Raw genomic sequence first — 19,202 nt, forward strand, 5'->3', positions numbered from 1 at the left:
GGCGCACGTCCCGTCCGCCCCCACCCGTCACGCCTCCCCGTCCCACCGCCGTCCCACCCGCCGTCCCGCCTGCGTTCGTCGCGGCGCCCACGGGGCGTCCGGGCGGCTTGTGGCCCCATGGTTGGGTGGGGACATGCGCGTCGTCATCGCCGGTGCCTCGGGATTCCTCGGCACCCACCTGTCCGACCACCTCCGGGTGCACGGGCACGAGGTGACCGCCCTCGTCCGCAGCGAGCCGGCCTCCGCGCACGAGTCGCGCTGGGACCCGGCCGAGGGCGTGATCGACAAGGAGGTCGTCGGGCGCGCCCACGCCGTGGTCAACCTCGCCGGAGCCCCCATCGCCGGCAACCCGCACTCGAAGCGGTGGGCGCGCGAGGTGCTCGACTCGCGGGTCTCCACCACCCGGCTGCTGGCCGAGACCGTCGCGGCCGCCGACCGCCCGGCGGCGTTCATCGCCGGCAACGGCATCGCCTGGTACGGCGACCACGGCACGTCGGCCGTCACCGAGGACACCGCCAGCTCGGGCGACGCGTTCCTCACCCGGGTCTCGCACGCCTGGTCGTCCGCCGCCGACGCGGCCCGCGACGCCGGGGCGCGGGTGTGCGAGCTGCGCACGGCCCCCGTCATGGACCGCACCTCCCCGCCGTTGAAACAGCTGCGCCTGCTCTTCCAGGCCGGCGGCGGCGCCCGGCTCGGATCCGGCGAGCAGTTCATGCCGATGATCTCGCTGCGCGACTGGATCGGGGCGGTGAGCTACCTCATCGAGTCACGCGACGTGTCCGGGGCATTCAACCTCTGCTGCCCCCGCACGCCCACCAACGCCGAGTTCACCCGCGCGCTGGCCACGGCGCTGCACCGCAAGGCGTTCCTCGCCGTCCCCGCGCCGCTCATGCGCCGCGCCGCCGGCGACCTGGCCCCCGAGCTCCTCGGCTCCGTGAACGCCCGGCCCGCCGCGCTCGAGCGCGCGGGCTACGACTTCGAGGACGAGGACGTGCGCGAGGTGCTGGCGGCCGCGCTGTCCTGAGCGCGACCTCCCTCGCGCACCTGTGCCACCAGCCACCTCCCGTCCGCACGGACCAGCACCACTCGTCGCGTCGACGGACGGCCGGCGGGGAGCGCGACCGGCGTCCCGGCCCCCACGGCCGTGCCGCCGACCACGCGGTCGGTCACGACGAGCTCCCGTCGACCGGGCGCCCGGGCGACCACCCGCAGCGCCAGCACCTGGGTGGTCAGCCCCTCCACGCGCAGGCCACGGCGTCGGTAGTCGCGCAGCAGGCCCACGTCGGCCGCGCCGGCCGCGGAGCCGTCGGCGTAGAGCCGCGCCAGCGCCTCGGCGTCCCCCGCCGCCCACGCCGCCGCCCGTTCGGCGTCCCAGGCGGCCAGCACCGCCGCGGGGCCGGTGCGCCGGGTCGCACTGGCGGCGGCGTCGCGCGACCCGCGCTCCGAGCCGGACTCCGGACGGGCCGCGGGGCCGCCCCGGTCAGGACGCGCCAGGGCCACCACGAGGGTCGCGACGACCAGGGCGCAGGCGAGCGCGGTGAGCGCGGGCAGCAGGCGGCGCGGATCCATCCCGCCAGCGTGCCGGATCCCCCGCCCGCCCGCAGGCGTCATCCACAGCCTCCGCGGTGCATACGCCCTCCGGCAGCCGCGTAGGCTCGGGCACATGCCGCTCGAGCACGACGCCACCACCGCGCTGGACTTCGAGGTCGCCGGGCTGGGCGACGACGCCGTCGACTACCTGGCCGCGTGGGACCTCCAGCGCCGGGTGCACGAGGAGGTCGTCGCCGGCGAGCGGCCCGGCACCGTACTGCTGCTCGAGCACCCGCCGGTCTTCACCGCCGGCAAGCGCACCGACCCGCACGAGCGGCCGCTCGACCCCGGGGGCGCCGACGTCATCGACGTCGACCGCGGCGGCAAGATCACCTTCCACGGGCCCGGCCAGCTCGTCGGCTACCCGATCGTGGCCCTGCCCGACCACGTGAAGGTCGTCGACTACGTGCGCCGCGTCGAGGAGGCGCTCATCGCCGTGTGCACCGACCTCGGCGTCACCACGGCCCGCATCCCCGGCCGCAGCGGCGTGTGGCTGCGCGAGGACGAGCGCGGACCGGAGCGCAAGATCGCCGCCATCGGGATCCGCGTGAGCCGCGGGGTGACGATGCACGGCTTCGCGATCAACTGCGACGTCGACCTCGGCTGGTACGACCGGTTCGTCCCCTGCGGGATCGCCGACGCCGGCGTGACCTCGCTGTCGCACGAGCTCGGCCGTGACGTCACCGTCGCCGACGTGCTGCCCGCCGTGCGCCGCCACCTGGCGACGTACCTGGCGTGGCAGCCCTACGATGCCACCCCCGACTACGACCCGCGCCCCGAGCCGGGCCGCGCTCGCATCGAGCTGGTGCGCCCGGGCGGCTGAGCCCCGACCCGGCACGTCGCCTCGCAGCAGGCGAGCCCGCGTGCGGATGCTGGTTGGGGGCGCTCGGAGCCCCGTCGTAGAGTGGCAGGTGTGACGACTGCTCCCGCACCCGAAGGACGCAAGCTCCTCCGACTGGAGATCCGCAACGCGGAGACCCCGATCGAGCGCAAGCCGGAGTGGATCAAGACCCGCGCCAAGATGGGCCCGGAGTACACCTCCCTGCAGAACCTGGTGAAGTCCGAAGGGCTCCACACGGTGTGCCAGGAGGCCGGCTGCCCCAACATCTTCGAGTGCTGGGAGGACCGCGAGGCCACCTTCCTCATCGGCGGCGACCAGTGCACGCGTCGGTGCGACTTCTGCCAGATCGACACGGGCAAGCCGCAGCCGCTCGACCGCGACGAGCCGCGCCGGGTGGCGGAGTCGGTGCAGAAGATGCAGCTGCGCTACGCCACCATCACCGGCGTCGCGCGCGACGACCTGCCCGACGGCGGCGCCTGGCTCTACGCCGAGACCGTGCGCGCGATCCACGAGCTCAACCCCGACACGGGCGTGGAGAACCTGATCCCCGACTTCAACGGCAAGCCCGACCTGCTGCGGGAGGTCTTCGAGTCGCGGCCCGAGGTGCTCGCCCACAACGTCGAGACCGTGCCGCGGATCTTCAAGCGGATCCGCCCGGCGTTCCGCTACGACCGCTCCCTCGACGTCATCACCCAGGCCCGCGACTTCGGCCTGGTCACCAAGTCCAACCTGATCCTCGGCATGGGCGAGACCCGCGAGGAGGTCAGCCAGGCGCTGCGCGACCTCCACGAGGCGGGCTGCGAGCTGATCACCATCACGCAGTACCTCCGTCCCTCCCCCCGCCACCACCCCGTCGAGCGGTGGGTCAAGCCGGAGGAGTTCGTCGAGCTCAAGGCCGAGGCCGACGAGATCGGCTTCGCCGGCGCCCTCTCCGGCCCGCTGGTCCGCTCGTCCTACCGCGCCGGACGCCTGTACGGTCAGGCGATGGACGCGCGCGCCGCCGCCACCGCCTGACAGCACCACCGCTCCACCTCTCGAAGCACCTGTCGAAGCACCTGTTGAACACCTGACCGGACAAGGCCACCTCATGTCGACCCCCGCCACCACGCCCACCTCGCGCCGTGGGCAGATCCTGCAGACCTACCAGATGGCCAAGCGGAGCGACCCGCGCCTGGGCCTGATCGTGATGGGCGTGTTCGTGCTCGGCGCGGCCCTCGGCTTCGCCGTGATGTGGGTGCTGCCGGGCGAGGGCCTGATCGGCTGGATCATGTCCGTCGTCGGCGCGGTGCTCTTCGGCGCGCTCTTCGCGCTGCTCGTCTTCGGCCGCCGCGCCCAGAAGGCGGCGTACACGCAGATGGAGGGCCAGCCGGCCGCGGCCGCGGGCGCCCTGCAGATGCTGCGTCGCGGCTGGAAGGTCGACCCCGTCGTCGGGTTCACCAAGCAGCAGGACGTCGTGCACCGCGTCGTCGGTCCCCCCGGCATCGTCCTCGTCGGAGAGGGCTCCAGCCCCGCCCGCGTCCGCCAGCTGCTCACCACCGAGCACCGCAAGCACGAGCGCGTGGCCTACGGCGTGCCGATCCACGAGGTCGTGTGCGGTCGCGGCGAGGGCGAGGTGCCGCTGCCCAAGCTGGTGCGCCACGTCCAGAAGCTCGGCCGCAACGTCAAGCCGGCCGAGATGACCGACATCCTCCAGCGGCTCCGGGCCCTCGACGCCCAGCGCGGCAAGCTGCCGCTGCCCAAGGGGCCGATGCCGACCTCGATGAAGGGCATGCGCTCGCAGCAGCGCGGCCGCTGACCGCAGCCGGGATGCCTGCGCTCGACGGACTGACCGACGCCGAGGTGGCGATCGCGGCGGCTCGAGCAGGCGCCGCCGTGGTGGCCCGCGCCTACGGATCCGCGCACGTGCGCTTCGCGAAGACCCCCACCGACTTCGCCACCGAGACCGACCGCCGCGCCGAAGAGGCGATCGTCCGGGTCCTGCAGGAGCACCGCCCGGCCGACGCGCGCACGGGCGAGGAGTCGGGAGCCGGCGGCCCGGCCGCGGCGTCGCGGCGCTGGCTGATCGATCCGCTCTGCGGCACGCTCAACTTCGCGGCCACCACGCCTCTCATGGCGGTCAACGTCGCGCTCACCCACGACGGCGCCACCATCGCGGCCGCCGTCGTCGACCCGATCGCCGACGAGCTGTTCTGGACCGACGGGTCCCGCGCGCTCGTCCGCCCGGGTGGCGGCACGGATCGGGCGCTCGAGCCGACCCCGGCATCCGGCCTGCTCGAGGTCAACTGCGACGGGCCGCTGGACCGGCCGTTCGTCGGCGGGCAGCTCGTCCACGATCCCGGGGTCCGAGCCGCCTACGGTCCCCGGGTCATCTCCTCGACGCTGGGCGTCGTCTGGGTCGCCGTGGGTCGCCGTGGGTCCTACGTCTCCGACGGCTCGTTCCGGGGCAACCTCCACTTCGCCGCCGGGATCGCGGTGGCCGAGGCCGCCGGCTGCGTCGTCACGGACCTCGCGGGAGACCCGCTCCACACCGGCCGCGGCCTCGTCGTCTCGGCGGATCCCACGACGCACCAGGAGGTGCTCGCGCTGGTGCGGCCGCACCTGTCGGCCGTCGCCACCGTCGGCTGACGGGCGTACGCACCCTGGGTGCGGGCGCGGGTCAGATCCGGACGGTGCGCGTGCCGGCGGCGACGTCGTGCAGCCCGCGTCCGTCGTACGTCAGCAGCGGCGGCACGAGCAGCGCGACGAGCACCGAGCGGACGAGCGCCCGCAGCAGCGACACCGGTCGGCCGGAGCCGTCCGACCTGACCACCCGGAGCCGGGTCGCGAGCTTGCCGAACGACCCGCCGGCCAGGGCGGTGAACACCGCCGACTCGAGGACGAAGAGCGCCAGCGTGCCGAGGCCGTTGGGGTTGCCACCGAGCACGCCGGCCGCCACGAGGCCCTCGACCACGGCGAGGCACGCGATCCAGTCGACGACGAGCGCGAGGACCCGCCTGCGGAAGCTGGCTGACTCGAGCTCCGGTGTTACAGCGCTGGTCACGTGACCAGCCTAGGAGGCGCGAGCAGCGGCCCATCGGCCGGTCACCTGTTACACGCGCGAAACAATCGGGATACGGTCAGGAAACTGCTCCCGCCTAGCGTGGCGGCACGGTGCAACGAGGCTCCGCTCCCGAACGCTGCAATCGACGTGCGCGCGCCGCCGTCAAGGAGGAACCGAATGTTCAACAACTCCGATGAGCTCCTGAAGTTCATCAAGGACGAGCGCGTCGAGATGGTCGACGTGCGCTTCTGCGACCTTCCCGGCGTGATGCAGCACTTCACGGTGCCCGCCGGCGCGTTCGGTCCGGAGGTGTTCGAGGACGGCCTCGCCTTCGACGGCTCGTCGATCCGTGGCTTCCAGGCGATCCACGAGTCGGACATGTCGCTGCTGCCCGACCCGACCACGGCCTACATCGACCCGTTCCGCACCGCGAAGACGCTGGTCATCAACTTCTTCATCCACGACCCGATCACCGGCGAGGCCTACAGCCGCGACCCGCGCAACATCGCCAAGAAGGCGATGGCCTACCTCGCCTCGACCGGCATCGGCGACACCGCCTACTTCGCCCCCGAGGCAGAGTTCTACGTCTTCGACGAGGTCCGCTTCGCCACCTCCGCCAACGAGGGCTTCTACCGCGTCGACTCCGAGGCGGGCGCGTGGAACTCCGGCGCCGCCGGCACCGCCGACCGCCCCAACCGCGGCTACAAGGTCAAGTACAAGGGCGGCTACTTCCCGGTCGCGCCCTACGACCACTTCGGCGAGCTGCGCGACGAGATGGTCAAGGAGCTCGAGGCCTCCGGCCTCTCCGTGGAGCGTGCCCACCACGAGGTCGGCACCGCCGGCCAGGCCGAGATCAACTACCGCTTCGACGAGCTGCTCAAGGCCGCCGACGACGTGATGAAGTTCAAGTACATCGTCAAGAACGTCGCCTGGCGCAACGGCAAGACGGCCACCTTCATGCCGAAGCCCATCTTCGGCGACAATGGCTCGGGCATGCACGCCCACCAGTCGATCTGGAAGGACGGCGAGCCGTTGTTCTACGACGAGACCGGCTACGCCGGCCTGTCGGACATGGCCCGCTACTACATCGGCGGCATCCTCAAGCACGCCCCGTCCCTGCTGGCGTTCACCAACCCCACGGTGAACTCCTACCACCGCCTGGTGCCGGGCTTCGAGGCCCCGGTCTCGCTGGTCTACTCCCAGCGCAACCGCTCGGCCTGCGTGCGCATCCCGATCACGGGCGCCAACCCCAAGGCCAAGCGCATCGAGTTCCGCTGCCCCGACCCGTCGGCCAACCCCTACCTCGCGTTCTCCGCGCTGCTACTCGCCGGCATCGACGGCATCCAGAACAAGATCGAGCCGCCGGCCCCGATCGACAAGGACATCTACGAGCTGCCGCCGGACGAGATGGCCGACATCGCCCAGGTCCCCACCTCGCTCGGCGCGGTGATGGAGAACCTCGAGCGGGACCACGAGTTCCTCACGGCGGGCAACGTCTTCACGCCCGACCTGATCGAGACCTGGATCGACTACAAGCGCACCAACGAGATCCTCCCGATCCAGCTGCGCCCCCACCCGCACGAGTTCGAGCTCTACTACGACATCTAGTCACGCTCAGCGCTGACCTGCGGAGTCACCCGCTGATCCGCGTCTGACCTGCGAGAACGTCCCTGGACAGCTTCGGTTGTCCAGGGACGTTTTCAGTTGGCTGATGGGATGGGTGTCGCACGGACGCGACGGCGTCCGTTGGTCGCGGTCCGTAGCCCAACCCGCCGCCTGTCGGGCCTGCGCCGGCTCAGCTATGACGTCCCGAAGGTGCCCAATAGGCCGGCCAGGACCCTGCAGAGTGTCACTTAGGCGGCTTGCTTCGATTGCGGTTGATCACCACCTGGAGCATGGCGTCGCCCCTAAGAGAATCCAGAAAGCGAGTCACCCAGTCCGCAGGTGTTGTCCGCTCTAGGTCGCAGAGTCCTGCAACAAGGTCTGCCTGCGCGGCCCGCGGACAAATGGGCCAAAGTCTGTTGACCTCCTGCTGCAAGAGCTCTCCAATCTGACAACGGAAACGGAATGCTGCGCTTCGTGCAAGCCAGACCACGACCTCGTCGTTCTGTACCTGGGTCGCAACCTCGCGCGTCCGGTCAAGGATCAGGTCGTCGTGCTCGGTAGCGAGAAGTCGTGCCGTGTCCAACAGCCAGACATGCTGCCACCCGAAGAGATTTGGCGCGCTGACCGCTAGCTCAATCTGTTCCGCGACCAACGCAGGGTCGACTGCGCGAACGCTGCGTAGGTAGGTTGCGAGCAACTCCGTCTTGTCTGGGAAACGTCCAATGAGACTCGCAACGTAGGGCAGCGCGTGGGTGTCTGGACCCGCCGCGAGGCGAGTGAGAGACGTCGACAGGTATACGTGAAACACGTCATCGCCAAGGGGAGTGTCCGCTTGGTCCGGTGCACGCCGATTGGCTTCGTCAAAGACCGCGCGGGCGACCTCGATGTCGCTCGGCTGGAGGACCTCGCGAAGCTGGTCAATGATGTCGTCGAGAGTAACGGAGCCGTGGTAGAAGAGGCCCCACTGGGTTTCTTCGTCGATGCCCGCCTCTACTACCAGCGCGGTCAATTCATCGTCCGTGGCCTGCTCGAGAGCAGCCTCCCTAGACGTTGCGATCTTGTCTCGAAGTGCGGCCCGTTCTTCGTCCACCGTCTCGAGGTGAGCCTCGTAAGTCTCGCGCATAAGGATGCGTGACTTTTGCCCGTTGAGCGTCAAGCCGACTTCGCGAAGTCCGGTCTCGAAAAGGTGCAATGCTTGCCTGCCGGCACCGTGGTCCGGGACCACCATGCGTACGTCGTCCCCGTGTCGCCAATATGGCCACACCGATCTCGACATCGTTCCGTCGACTCCGGAAAGGTATGCAGTTGCAAGGACGTCTGAGACGTCCAGTCCCTGCGGGATGCCTCGTCTAGTTCCCATGACCTCGCCGAGGAACTGCTGCAGGGCTTCGACGACTGGGCGGTTGCCTGTCAATTCAACCAACCGGCGTGCAAGCAGGTCGTGGTCGATAGATTCGTAGAACGAGGAGACGTCCGCTAAGGCGATGTATTCACCCTCTTTCGTCAGCGGCGAACGCTCGAGAGCGCTCCACTCCTTGTCCTTGTCGACGGCCCGCGGCCACAGCAACTCATCGTTCGCAATCAGCGCCTTCTCGATCTTGGCACGCAGCGGTTCAACGAGTGCGAAGTACAGTGCGCGGTCACTTAGCGTGAGCAATGCGGCGAGCCGTGTCGCGTAGTTCACTTTCGGGACTGGAACGTAAGTCACAGGACTGGCTTGATAATGGCCCTGCTCAAGGTCGCGGATCAGCGCGACCACGAACCGGTCCGCGACCTCTCCTCCAGCTTTGTCGTCCGGGCGCTTCGGCAAGAGGTCGTTGCGTGTCAGACCGCGGGCGACGGCATCCTTGATGTTGATGCTAGCGAGCGCTGATTGGTACGCCGTGGTGACAGTCATGCTGATGGGAACTCTCTTAGCGGGGCACGGACCCGGATCTTCGCAAGTGCCGTTCGCCGCTGTCACGGCGATCGGCAAAGTAGTCGCGCGGGAGACCGACAGCGGCGCTCAGCAGCGCCTCACCTCGAGCGTGACGAAGACCGCAGGTCGGCGCAGAGGGAGCGCGTGGATCCGCCGCATACCGTCCGGGGCGCGACATTGCGCCGCGTCTGGCTGACATCCGTCCTCAAGGGGCCGAGCCGGGCCTGGCGGAACGACGCACGATGCGATGTTGGGGCACCCTGGCTTTGCGCGCGCCGAAAGCTGGAGGTTGGAGCGGTGCGCCGGTTGGGTAGAGCCGGTACTCGGATCTCCTCCCGACAAGCACCTATCTCCTCAGGATCGGTACTACGTGGGCGGCGGCTGGCAGATACGGTTTGAGCAGTGTTGGCGAGAGAGGAAACGACATGCCAGAGGAGAAGGCTCGACTGAGGGTTGGATCGTACGGTCACCGTCCGGTGCTTGAGGTGCAGCTGTTTCTGCGAGCCGTCGAAGATTCCCATGACGGCTGTCTCGCCTTCCTGAATCTCTTAGATCGCCGGGCGGATTTCTACGGCAGCGCATCGGTCGATCCGCGCCGGGCGCTACGCCTGCTACAGAAGTCGGATCGCGAGGGACGATACGGCTTGGTGAATCAGGTCGTTGGCCCTGATGAGCGCTTGGTCGTTACCGAGGTGGCCATCGCCTCACCCGGATTTTGGGAGTTTCTCGGCGCGCTGAACCCGCTGACGTTCATCAATGACTATCTAGGGGGCCGACATGAGCGACGAAAGGACCGTGATTACCGCGAGGATGCGGAGCGGCGACGTATGGATCTTGAAAACCAACTCCTCGAAACCCGCGTCGTACGAGAGCGGCTCCAGCTCGCGGCTGCACTCGGGATGGACCCGCGCGAACAGGTCGATCTTCTCTCACGGCTGGCGATAGCACCGCTCCTTGAGCTGGGTGAGGTTGCTGCGCGCGGCATGGCCTTCCCGATGTCAGCGTTGCCTGACGAACTGCAGATCGACCGCCAAGAGGAGAGCCGCGCGCTCCCGCCCTCGAGCGAACCTCCCTTGCTGAACTAGATTTTGTTCTTGGGTCTCCAACGCTCCGGCGGGTTCGCGCCTAGATGCAGAGACATGAAGGTGGCCGTCCCGGCTGCAAATAGCCAGGCTTCGGTTGCCAGAACACTCATGGCTCCTGCCGGCGGTATGGTCTGGCAGTGCGTATCGAGACCTCCGGCGCAGGCTGGACCTACGACGAGGCACACGTCCTCGGCCGTGGGACGTTTGGGGTCGTGTATGGCGGGACTGACGATGCTGGGCGGGACATCGCCGTAAAAGTGATTGAGCTGGGTAACGACAGCCGAGCAGTTTCGCACAGGCGCCGGGAAGTGAGGCTCGCGACCGCGTTAGGTGCGGACCCCGGTCCGGGAGTGATGCGCTATCTGGCGGTCGCCGAAACCGACTCGCAATGCCTGCTCGTAATGCCGCGAGCCATGCGCAACCTCAATGTGACCAAGGGGCGCTGGGGAAAGGCCGCAGCTGTCCAAGTGCTTAGAGATGTACTCACAGGCCTCCACACTCTTGAGTGTCTTGGCGTGATTCACCGCGACTTGAAGCCAGCAAACGTCCTCGAACTGGAAGGGCGTTGGGTGTTAAGCGACTTCGGTCTTTCGAGATTGTCCTCGTCAGCGACGTCAGTTAACACACTGGCGGGGTTCGGGACGGAGGCGTATATGGCGCCGGAAACGTGGCTCGGAGAAGTACCTAGCGCTCGCAGCGACCTATATGCGTTGGGGTGCATGGCGTTCGAGATGGCGACCGGCTCAGCCTTCTTTGGCTCCTCGGACCCGCACTGGGGACACCTCAACGCCGCGGTGCCGTCTATAGGCGGCGAGTTCTCTGGGACATACGAACGACTCGTGCGCCGACTGCTAGCCAAGCACCCGCAGGCACGACCAGCATCAGCGAGTGCCTGTCTGTCCTGGCTCGATGACAGCCAAGACGAAGCGGTCGACACGGTTCTGGACCGCCTTGCCACCCATCACGATGAAAGAAGGGCCACGATCGCCGCAAACGAACGGCGACGGAGCGAGGAGATGGCGCTAGAGGAGGCGGCTCGCGACGCATTACACGAAATTGTTGACAGATCCGTTGCGGCACTTCGCCGGATCGACCCGGCTGCCGAGGCAAGCAACAGCTATGGCGAAGCCGGAAGCCGTCATCTGCGCGCCCTTGACCAAGAACTTGACATCAAGGTCGAAACAATTGGCACCCGTGTTGGCGTAGACCGAGCTCGGACTGTGCTCGCTGCTCACGTCCATCACGCGAAAACCAACAACCCACTCGCCTCACTACTTTGCACGGTCTCGGACGGCGACCTGCAGTGGAAGGTTTGGCAGTTCAAGTCGTCGCGGCCCGGAGCGGATGATGGGGCGCGTTTCGGGCTTAGTCTCGAAGCACTGCTAGCGGCCGTCCAGGGTCGGCTTCCTCAGCACGTCGAGACGGCGAAGGCGCATCCGTTAACCGTCTCGACCCTCTTAGAGCTCCTTGCCCACCGAGGGTCGGGATGGATCTGAGTCGCCCGCCGATATCGCCCTAGTCGCCGACGCTTTGGCACGTCATATCGCCGCTTTGGTGTGCCACCGGGCTCCGCCACTGACCACCAGTCGATGGCTCAGTCCCCGGCATTCTCCTCGAAGTCACTGTTCTTGAGGAGGAAGGAAGACCTGCCCTAGTTGGTCCAGCACGTGGAGTCCGAGGACAGATAGTTCAGGTGTCTGCGCACATGCGATCTGAAACTCCTCCTCGCTCTTCCAGCGAGGCGCATCGGTCCAGGTGATGTGGCGATCTTCAATACTCTCGACGACATACGCGTTCCAAACGCCGAGCGTGCCGAAGTGCGCGTAATCGGAGAGGTCCTTGTACACCAGACCCAACTGCGCCACCTCGTCCGTCACGGCGTGAAACAAGGACGAGAAACTCTTACGTGCTGGCCGTCCGTGCCCCGGACCGTAAAGCACGACTTCAGCGTTTGGCCTGCCCCGGGTTCCGCGGAGTCGAGATTCCTGGATCCTCATGCCGCGATGAGTGCGGCATTGCGCCGCGAGGCGGTGCCGTTCCCTCTCATCGGATCCTCGACGCCACAGACAGGGCACCCCTCGCGCTCTAGTCTGATCGGGTGCTCACAAACCGTTCGGCACCGCACGCGCGAGTGACTCCGGTACTCATCGTGGCCGACGTCAGATCAGCCGTCGCCTGGTACACCGAGGTCTTCGGCTTCGTCGAGCACGTCCGCATAGGCGAGGGGCATCGCTCGCAGCTCGGCTTGCCGGAGGGGCCGCCGGCCGAGCTGGTGATCGCAGAGGTTCGGCCGGGACGGCGAACGCCCGAGCGCCAACGCTCGCACCAAGTGATGTTGAAGGTCGCCGACGTGGCGAATGTTGTGGCGGCTGCGGTGGCCAGGGGCGCTCAGCTGGTCGATGAGATCCAAGACTGGGAGTACGGCGAGCGGCAGGCCGCCATCGATGACCCGTTCGGCCACCAGTGGGTCCTCAACCAGACGCTGAACGACGTCGAACCCGAGCAGTGGGGCGGGAACACCGTGACTCCACGGTCGCCGTACCGGTAAGTGGCTGCGTCAAACCGCCGCCTGTCGGCGTCTCGAGTCGTACCGCCGAGATCATCGCGCTCGTAGTGAGTTGTCCAACGCCTTCATGAGGATGCTGACCCGGCTCGGTCCGACCGCCGCCGGCGGATAGCGCCGCAGCACCTCGACCACCAACGGTGTCGCCCGATCGGTTGCATGGCCTACGTGTTGCAGGCCGACGCCGGGGTCGCCAGTCAGAAGCTCCAGCGCACAGGCGGCGTGAGCATCCGCGCGCAAGATGTGGCCTACCTGGTCAGCCTTGGCGAACGGATGCAGATAGGCGGAACCCGCCGCGTCGCCCGCCGCGTGCGCCGCGTGTTTGGCCGCGACTGCGGCAACGTCTTTCGCTGCTCGGTGGGCGCCGAAGGCCGTTGATCGCTGCAGCTTGGACCGCCTTGCGCCGTTGGCGAACTCCCAGGCAGCGTCAATAGCAGCTCGCGGGCGGCGGTCGGTTGGCGCTGCTTCCTCAAAGATGCCCACAACCTGCTGAGCGCCTGAGGCAGCGAATCCCGCAACCGCGCGCAAGTCACTCATGGTCAACTCGAAGTAGTCGCCCTGATCAACCGCCACGAGGAGCAGCGTACTTACGCAGTCGTCCTCTCTGCGAGGTCTCGACGGACTGTGACGACTGCGTCTATCCGCCGCCTGACGGCGCCCTCGCAAACACCCCGGTCATGCGATGTCCGGACGACATAAGGCAGGTCTCACTGCATTCGGCGGCTTCGATCTGGGCCTCCCGTCTGCCGAGCCACCGCGACCACGTTCTCGGCGGCAGTTCCTTGCGAAGATGCTCGGAGCCGCCGCCGCGATATCGTCGTCACAAGGTCATGCGCCTACTCAGGTTCGTCCTGCTGCCTGTGTTCGTCTTCGCGGCCATGCTGGTGCCTGTGGGCCCAGGGCCGGCGTACGCGTGTTCATGTGCGTACCAGCACACCGCTGACTTCGTGGAAGGTGCTGACGAGATCTTCGCGGGCACCCTGGTCAGCATGGCGGACCCACCGGAGCACGACGTCATGAGCAGCGCCGACCCGATCACCTACACCGTGGCAGTCGACGCGGTCTATCAAGGCGATGTCGCCTCTACCACCGTGTTCGAGTCACCCATATCCGGTGCTTCGTGCGGTCTGGAGGGCATGGTTGTCGACCGTCGCTACCTAGTTTTCGTGAGCACGGATGGCTCGGGGCGGACTGCGAGCCTTTGTGGCGGCACGGCGCCTGCTACGCCTGGACGGGTGAACGCCGTCGAACGGCTGACCGGAGCACCCGCGCAACCCGCGGTCGGGATGGGCGATGCAGCAGCGGCGTCGGGAGGTGTGGCTGGAGCCACCGATGACGATGAGCCTGCGCAGCCGGCCATCTCGCGGTGGACCATCAGCACCGCCGGCATCATCGGGGTTGCTGCGCTGCTGGGCGCAGGTCTCCAACTGCGTCGCCGCGCGACCCGAGGCGGAGCGCGCCAACGCTGATGCCCTGGGTTGGGCCCAGCGGGCGGGGGTCATGGACTTGCGGATCTCCCGCGACGATTGCGTCTTATCGCCGTCTGTACCGGTGGTTCTCTGCGTCTGGGCGACATCACGACTCGAGGGACAGAAGCGGGTCTAATCGAGGGACTCCCACAGGCCGTTCTCGACCTCGCCACGGGAAAACGACTCTGCCCAACCCGCCCGGTGCGCGGCGTTGGCCTGGAACCGAGCCGGCAACTGGTTCTGCAGGTTGTACACGTCGCCCCTGGCGAAGATGTCGTCCGCGGCCGCGTTGACCTCCGAGCTCGTGCCCGTCAGGGCCGTCAAGAAGCCCTTGGGCTGGCCAGTGCCGGACCCGGTGGACGCGGTCGCCTGCAGCTGGTCGGCGGCGTCTCGCAGGACGGCTGACAGCTCTTCGGTGAACCGGGCCGGGTCCATGCCGACTTCGAAGCTGTAGGGCACGAACACCTCACCGAAGTGCACCGGGATCGGCTGGTCGTCGATCGTCGGGGATTCGTCCGCGGCTTGGGCGGCCTCGGCCTTCCACTCCGCGGTCGCGCCGGCCGACGTGATGCCCGTCCAGCCCTCGGTCGCGGTCTGCACCACCCGGGCGACCTGCCGCAGCGGGTTGATGCTTCCCGACCAAGGGCCCGGTCCGCGACTACCGGCCTGACGCCGGGCGGGTCCGTCGGCCGTGATCCGCGGGCTTTGACCATGACCTTGAGCTCGGCATGGACCTCTTCATCGTCATTCGTCCGCGACCAGATCGGCGGCGGTGCTTCTCGCTCTGGGTCAGGTGCTTGACGGCGACGCGGATGGAGTCGGCGATGGCGTGCCAGCTCGGACGCAGTGATCGCGTGGAACCTCCAGCGAGCTCCACGGTGTCGATCGCTGCGGATCGCTCGGCCATGAACCTCAATACGACCTACATCATCCCAGCCTCTTATCGACCGGACCCGATTCGCCGCCGCTGCTCAGCTCGCGATCTGAACAGCGGCGGCGACTTCGGCCACAACAGCATCCCGGCATCAGGCCGAGAGCCGCCCGGCGGCGTGGTTCGCAGCGATGTAGCCAAACACCAGACCTTGGGCGATCGTCGCACCCGGTCCGGGGTAGACCCGGCCGAAGGCGTTGCCGGCCGCGTTACCAGCCGCGTACAGGCCCTCGATGACCGATCCGTCTGGGCGCAGGGCGCGGGCGAACTCGTCGGCCTTCACGCCGCCGCAGGTGCCCAGGTCGCCAGGGACGACCTTGACCGCGTAGAACGGGCCCTGGTCGATCGGACCCAGGCACGGGTTCGGCTTGACGGCGGGGTCGCCGTAGTAGCGGTCATAGGCGCTGTCGCCGCGGCCGAAGTCGTCATCGTGCCCCGTGGCACACAGGGTATTGAAGCGTTGGACGCTCTGAGGCAGCGCCGGCATGCCCATCTCCGCGGCCAACTTCTCCAATGAGTCGGCCTTCTTGACAACGCCGGCGTCGTACCACTCCTGCGGGAAGGACTGGCGCGGGAAGATCGAGCCGCCGAAGACGTACCGGTTGCGGTAGCGCTGGTCGAAGACCATCCACACCGGCAGATCCTGGCGGAGCAGTTCCTTGCCGGCCGACATGTAGTTGACGGCCTCATTCATGAAGCGCTCGCCCGCCTGGTTGACGATGATCTGGCCCGGCAGTGAACGCTCGGCCAGCAGCGTGCCGGGCATGGGGCCGGGAATCGGCACCGCCGGGAACCACCAGGCCTCCTCCATGAAGGCCAGGTCCGCGCCCACATCCTGGGCGGCGATGGTGATCGCGTCGCCGGTGTTCGCCGGGTTGCCCAACGCCCAGTCGGTGTCGAGCTTCTCGGACTGGTACGCGTGTCGCATCGCCTCATTGCGGTCGAAACCGCCCGCCGACAGGATCACGCCGCGCTTCGCCCGGACACTGATGTCCTTGCCGTCACGATGCACCACCACGCCGACGACGCGGTCGTCCTCGACGAGCAGCTCCTTCAGGGGCGAGTCAAGCCACACCGGGATGTTCCGGTCCCGGACCCCGGCGTACAGCCCTGCGGCCAAAGCACCGCCACCGGCGATGTACTCCCGGCGAATGGCCAGGCCGCCGACGCCCATGCCCAGCAGGCGCGCCGCGACGGCGATGCCGCGCGGGGTCCGGGCGACCAGGTTGAGCCACTTGTAACTGCTGCCGGTCACCGGCATCGGGAACGGCGCTTCCAGCGCGGGCGGACGCAACTTGTCACGGTCGGTACCCAGCTTGCGGGCGTTGAAGGGTTTTGGCTCCATGGCCCGCCCGACGGCCGACCCTCCCGGGAGCTCCGGGAAGTAGTCGGCGTAGTTGGCCATGTGGCCGAACTTCAGCGGCGTCAAGCGGCGCAACGCATTCACCGCCTCGGCCCCATGAGACAGGAACGACTTCCAGCGCGCTTCGGGTGCTTCCCCGCCCGTGACCGCAGTGAGGTACTCAGTCGCCTGAGACATCGAGTCCGGCGCTCCGGCCTCGGCCAGCATCGAGTTGCACGGCACCCAGAAACCACCCCCCGACAGGGCAGTCGACCCGCCCACATACTCCGACTTCTCCACGAGCAGCACCGACATGCCTGCCTCGGCCGCCGCCAGCGCGGCGAGCATCCCTGTTCCCGTCCCAACGACCACGATGTCGAACGACTTGTTGTCCATCTCACACTCCCTTGTTTCGCAAATCTAACCACATGGCAGGTTTTCGCAGCGCCGAACCCGCCCTACATCCCGCGAGTGGCGTGGCCGTGAGAGATAGTGGAGCCGTGACGAGGGTGGTGCGCGGGCCGTACAAGGTCGGATTGGCGAAACGAGCCGCGATCCTCGACGCGGCGCTGGAGGAGTTCTCGCGAGCGGGTTTCGAGGTCGCTTCACTACGGGCCATCGCCGCTCGGGTCGGGATCACCCACGCCGGCCTGCAGCACCACTTCGCGTCCAAGGACGACCTTCTGCTGGGCGTGCTCATCGCTCAGGAGGACGCCGACCGCCAGTTCTTCGACGAGGGCGCCCTGCTAGACATTGACGACCTCATCAGTGCGTACGCACGCGTCGCTGAGCGCCGCCGCTCCACCCCTGCCTGGACCCGGCTATGGATCAGCCTCAAGCTGAACGTCGCTGCGCAACCCGACCACGTCGCTGCCGACTTCGTCCGTCAGCGCGTCGCGGCATGGGATCAGGAACTGACCGAAGTGCTGAGTCGGGCTCAGAGCACCGGTGTCATCGCAGCCGACGTCGACTGCGTCGAGGCCGCCCGCGGCCTGCTCACCCTCCACGAGGGCCTGATGATCCGACAGATGCTCGACCCGAGCACCGACGTGGACAGCCCACTGCTCTGGACGCTGACCCAACTCCGCGCAAGCGCCCGTGAGTAGGCGGGTCTGCTGTACGAACCGCTGTCAGCTCGACGAAGGAGCCTGAGTGCCAGCCGTCTGGGGACCGCGACGCCAACATCGGGTGGGTGCGCTCCCCCGCTCAAAGCGCCCCTTAAAGCGGTCGCCGGCCAACATGCAATAGGGAGCGTGCAGGCAACTCGCGCACGCGGCGCCCGCCGGCGCGGTCAACCGGCCCGAGGCAGCCTGTCACCGGATCGCGCAGCAGACCCGAACGGCCGAACGGGCGTCCTCGAACTAGGTGAGTGACTCGGCGACCGCCCCGGTCTGGACGCCATGCAACTGTGCTGATCATGGACCCAGCTCCGAGTCACACCGAGCGCCGCCCGGCACACGGGACCCTTCGCTCGCACAGGACGACGACGGCAAGGACCGGCAGCCAGAGGTAGCCCGGCCAGAACGCCAGCCGCTCGAACAGACCACCGAGCTCGGCGCTGCCGGTGCGCGCCAGAAACGCGACCAGTCCGACGAGCGAGACCGCCCCGGCCACCAGCGCCGACCCCGACACCCCGCGTCGGTGGCGCAGGACGTAGGCGATGACGAGCAGGGCCAACGACTGCGCCACGAACGCTGGCAGCGCCACGAGACTGTGCAGGTCCAGGTCCTGGTCGAGCGGTACCAGCCCGGTCGCGACCGAGCTGAGCCCCGTGATGACCCACAACCCCACCGAGGTTGTAGCCGCAGCGCCCTTGGGGAGCCACCCTCGCAGCAGCACCGCACCAATAGCGAGCAGCAGGCCGAATACGATGAACGCACCGTTCACCAGCGGGTGCAGCGGTGAGCACACCGGGACGTCGCCGTAGGGGTAGGCGATGGTGGTGCACGTGGTCGCACCGAGGTCACTGATGGTGTTGTCGAGCAGGCTGTATGGAGCCGTGGCGGCCGCGGCGGCGATGAGCTCACAGACCACGTACAGAGGCTGAGGCACCCACATCAGTGCCCCGGCCGGGGCACGAGTCGATGAGGTGGCCGGCATCGTGGGAGTTGCGGTCATGGTGTGCGTCCTCCTGACGGGACGGTCCGATCGGCGCGAAGGACCTGGATGGTCAGCTGGTCGGCGTGCGTCGTCTGCGTCGCCACGCGAGCAGAACGACGAGACCGTAGATCACCACGCCGGCGGTGACCCCCGCAACGACCCATCCGATCTCCGACGCAGACCCGGTTCATGTCCGCACTCGCGCGTGAGGCGTTCCCCTCAGCGGGGGGGCGCCACTGCTAGCCCAGGAGGACGGTTGGGCCAGCAGTGGAGAAGGCGCGCACCGAGCGCACGTCCGCACAACCGTTGAACGGGGCACGGGCACAGGGCGCAGGTGTGAGTGACGACCATGGTCGGACCCGAGATGTGCCCCGGCACGTATGTCGGGACGCCGAGCGTGTCACCGCGGGGGCGCATAACGGCGGACGCCTAGACGGTATGGATTGACCGGCTCGTCCTGAGTTGGTCGTTGAACGCAGCCGGGATCCGCCGCGAGGTCGTGGCGCCGTCGAAGCTGCAACGGCCCAGCGGCGACAGGGTCAAGACCGACGCCAAGGACATCACCGCGGTGAGCGTTCCCAGCGTCGGCCAAGAGGCCGCACGTGACCTGGTCCGCGCCCGCGAGGACGCCCGGGGTGACCTGATGCCGGCCCGGCACCGGTCGTCGAAGCTCTTGCTGCGCCAGGGTTACGTCTACTCCGGCGCGAAGGCGTGAACC

Annotated in this window: 20 protein-coding genes; 12 read left to right on the forward strand and 8 right to left on the reverse strand. The window is 68.0% G+C overall.

The annotated features are described in order from the left end of the window. The first annotated feature begins 133 nt into the window (after positions 1–133). Entirely contained in the window at positions 134–1,024 is an 891-nt protein-coding gene (locus tag AC3X7Z_RS12855) for a TIGR01777 family oxidoreductase (protein WP_489976155.1), read from the forward strand. Here AC3X7Z_RS12855 and AC3X7Z_RS12860 read toward each other — a convergent pair. Beyond that, the gene (locus AC3X7Z_RS12860) at positions 970–1,569 is read right to left on the reverse strand and encodes a hypothetical protein (protein WP_489976156.1); all 600 of its coding nucleotides are present in this window, start codon (positions 1,567–1,569) and stop codon (positions 970–972) included. The genes AC3X7Z_RS12855 and AC3X7Z_RS12860 overlap by 55 nt on opposite strands. A gap of 94 nt (positions 1,570–1,663) precedes the next feature. On the opposite strand from AC3X7Z_RS12860, the gene lipB reads away from it, so the two are divergent. The 4 genes from lipB to AC3X7Z_RS12880 all read left to right on the forward strand — a co-directional run bounded on the left by lipB (position 1,664) and on the right by AC3X7Z_RS12880 (position 5,056). Then, positions 1,664–2,413: a lipoyl(octanoyl) transferase LipB gene (lipB, locus tag AC3X7Z_RS12865; protein ID WP_186341911.1), complete on the forward strand. Its 750-nt coding sequence runs from the start codon at positions 1,664–1,666 to the stop codon at positions 2,411–2,413. 90 nt (positions 2,414–2,503) lie between these two features. After that, positions 2,504–3,445 (forward strand): lipoyl synthase, encoded by a 942-nt coding sequence (gene lipA / locus AC3X7Z_RS12870; RefSeq protein WP_186341910.1) that lies wholly within the window; start codon positions 2,504–2,506, stop codon positions 3,443–3,445. Positions 3,446–3,518: 73 nt separating this feature from the next. After that, a complete protein-coding gene (locus AC3X7Z_RS12875; protein WP_489976157.1) occupies positions 3,519–4,226 on the forward strand; it encodes a DUF4191 domain-containing protein in 708 nt (235 codons plus the stop codon). An 11-nt stretch (positions 4,227–4,237) separates the two neighbouring features. Next, on the forward strand, positions 4,238–5,056 hold the full coding sequence (locus AC3X7Z_RS12880) for an inositol monophosphatase family protein (protein ID WP_489976158.1): 819 nt from the start codon (positions 4,238–4,240) through the stop codon (positions 5,054–5,056). 31 nt (positions 5,057–5,087) lie between these two features. Here AC3X7Z_RS12880 and AC3X7Z_RS12885 read toward each other — a convergent pair whose 3' ends face one another. Continuing rightward, entirely contained in the window at positions 5,088–5,471 is a 384-nt protein-coding gene (locus tag AC3X7Z_RS12885; protein WP_186341907.1) for an RDD family protein, read from the reverse strand. A gap of 177 nt (positions 5,472–5,648) precedes the next feature. Between AC3X7Z_RS12885 and glnA the strand changes: the two genes are divergently transcribed. Then, the gene (gene glnA / locus AC3X7Z_RS12890) at positions 5,649–7,079 is read left to right on the forward strand and encodes a type I glutamate--ammonia ligase (RefSeq protein ID WP_186341906.1); all 1,431 of its coding nucleotides are present in this window, start codon (positions 5,649–5,651) and stop codon (positions 7,077–7,079) included. Between the two features lie 241 nt (positions 7,080–7,320). Here glnA and AC3X7Z_RS12895 read toward each other — a convergent pair whose 3' ends face one another. Further along, the gene (locus AC3X7Z_RS12895; RefSeq protein ID WP_489976159.1) at positions 7,321–8,973 is read right to left on the reverse strand and encodes an RNA-directed DNA polymerase; all 1,653 of its coding nucleotides are present in this window, start codon (positions 8,971–8,973) and stop codon (positions 7,321–7,323) included. Between the two features lie 497 nt (positions 8,974–9,470). On the opposite strand from AC3X7Z_RS12895, the gene AC3X7Z_RS12900 reads away from it, so the two are divergent. Both AC3X7Z_RS12900 and AC3X7Z_RS12905 read left to right on the forward strand, forming a co-directional pair. Beyond that, positions 9,471–10,079: a hypothetical protein gene (locus tag AC3X7Z_RS12900; protein WP_489976160.1), complete on the forward strand. Its 609-nt coding sequence runs from the start codon at positions 9,471–9,473 to the stop codon at positions 10,077–10,079. A gap of 137 nt (positions 10,080–10,216) precedes the next feature. Then, positions 10,217–11,575: a serine/threonine-protein kinase gene (locus AC3X7Z_RS12905; RefSeq protein WP_489976161.1), complete on the forward strand. Its 1,359-nt coding sequence runs from the start codon at positions 10,217–10,219 to the stop codon at positions 11,573–11,575. A 123-nt stretch (positions 11,576–11,698) separates the two neighbouring features. Here AC3X7Z_RS12905 and AC3X7Z_RS12910 read toward each other — a convergent pair whose 3' ends face one another. Then, on the reverse strand, positions 11,699–11,956 hold the full coding sequence (locus tag AC3X7Z_RS12910; RefSeq protein WP_489976162.1) for a hypothetical protein: 258 nt from the start codon (positions 11,954–11,956) through the stop codon (positions 11,699–11,701). 272 nt (positions 11,957–12,228) lie between these two features. On the opposite strand from AC3X7Z_RS12910, the gene AC3X7Z_RS12915 reads away from it, so the two are divergent. Continuing rightward, on the forward strand, positions 12,229–12,627 hold the full coding sequence (locus tag AC3X7Z_RS12915; protein WP_489976163.1) for a VOC family protein: 399 nt from the start codon (positions 12,229–12,231) through the stop codon (positions 12,625–12,627). Between the two features lie 51 nt (positions 12,628–12,678). Here the strand turns inward: AC3X7Z_RS12915 and AC3X7Z_RS12920 are convergent, their stop codons facing one another. Beyond that, on the reverse strand, positions 12,679–13,215 hold the full coding sequence (locus tag AC3X7Z_RS12920) for a putative immunity protein (RefSeq protein WP_489976164.1): 537 nt from the start codon (positions 13,213–13,215) through the stop codon (positions 12,679–12,681). A 257-nt stretch (positions 13,216–13,472) separates the two neighbouring features. Here AC3X7Z_RS12920 and AC3X7Z_RS12925 point away from each other — a divergent pair, with 257 nt between their 5' ends. Beyond that, on the forward strand, positions 13,473–14,111 hold the full coding sequence (locus tag AC3X7Z_RS12925) for a hypothetical protein (RefSeq protein WP_489976165.1): 639 nt from the start codon (positions 13,473–13,475) through the stop codon (positions 14,109–14,111). Positions 14,112–14,243: 132 nt separating this feature from the next. Here the strand turns inward: AC3X7Z_RS12925 and AC3X7Z_RS12930 are convergent, their stop codons facing one another. Continuing rightward, positions 14,244–14,807 carry a phage major capsid protein gene (locus AC3X7Z_RS12930; RefSeq protein ID WP_489976247.1) on the reverse strand — a complete coding sequence of 188 codons (564 nt, stop codon included), beginning with the start codon at positions 14,805–14,807 and terminating at the stop codon, positions 14,244–14,246. 329 nt (positions 14,808–15,136) lie between these two features. Then, on the reverse strand, positions 15,137–16,780 hold the full coding sequence (locus AC3X7Z_RS12935) for an FAD-binding protein (RefSeq protein ID WP_489976166.1): 1,644 nt from the start codon (positions 16,778–16,780) through the stop codon (positions 15,137–15,139). A 104-nt stretch (positions 16,781–16,884) separates the two neighbouring features. Between AC3X7Z_RS12935 and AC3X7Z_RS12940 the strand changes: the two genes are divergently transcribed. After that, positions 16,885–17,490, forward strand: coding sequence for a TetR/AcrR family transcriptional regulator (locus AC3X7Z_RS12940; protein ID WP_186341896.1), 606 nt, complete (start codon positions 16,885–16,887; stop codon positions 17,488–17,490). A 328-nt stretch (positions 17,491–17,818) separates the two neighbouring features. Here AC3X7Z_RS12940 and AC3X7Z_RS12945 read toward each other — a convergent pair whose 3' ends face one another. Then, positions 17,819–18,418 (reverse strand): DUF998 domain-containing protein, encoded by a 600-nt coding sequence (locus AC3X7Z_RS12945; protein ID WP_186341895.1) that lies wholly within the window; start codon positions 18,416–18,418, stop codon positions 17,819–17,821. A 535-nt stretch (positions 18,419–18,953) separates the two neighbouring features. On the opposite strand from AC3X7Z_RS12945, the gene AC3X7Z_RS12950 reads away from it, so the two are divergent. Further along, a complete protein-coding gene (locus AC3X7Z_RS12950; RefSeq protein ID WP_206054556.1) occupies positions 18,954–19,199 on the forward strand; it encodes a hypothetical protein in 246 nt (81 codons plus the stop codon). Positions 19,200–19,202: the final 3 nt, after the last annotated feature.

It is taken from the genome of Nocardioides sp. Z24_21 (genome assembly GCF_058134345.1).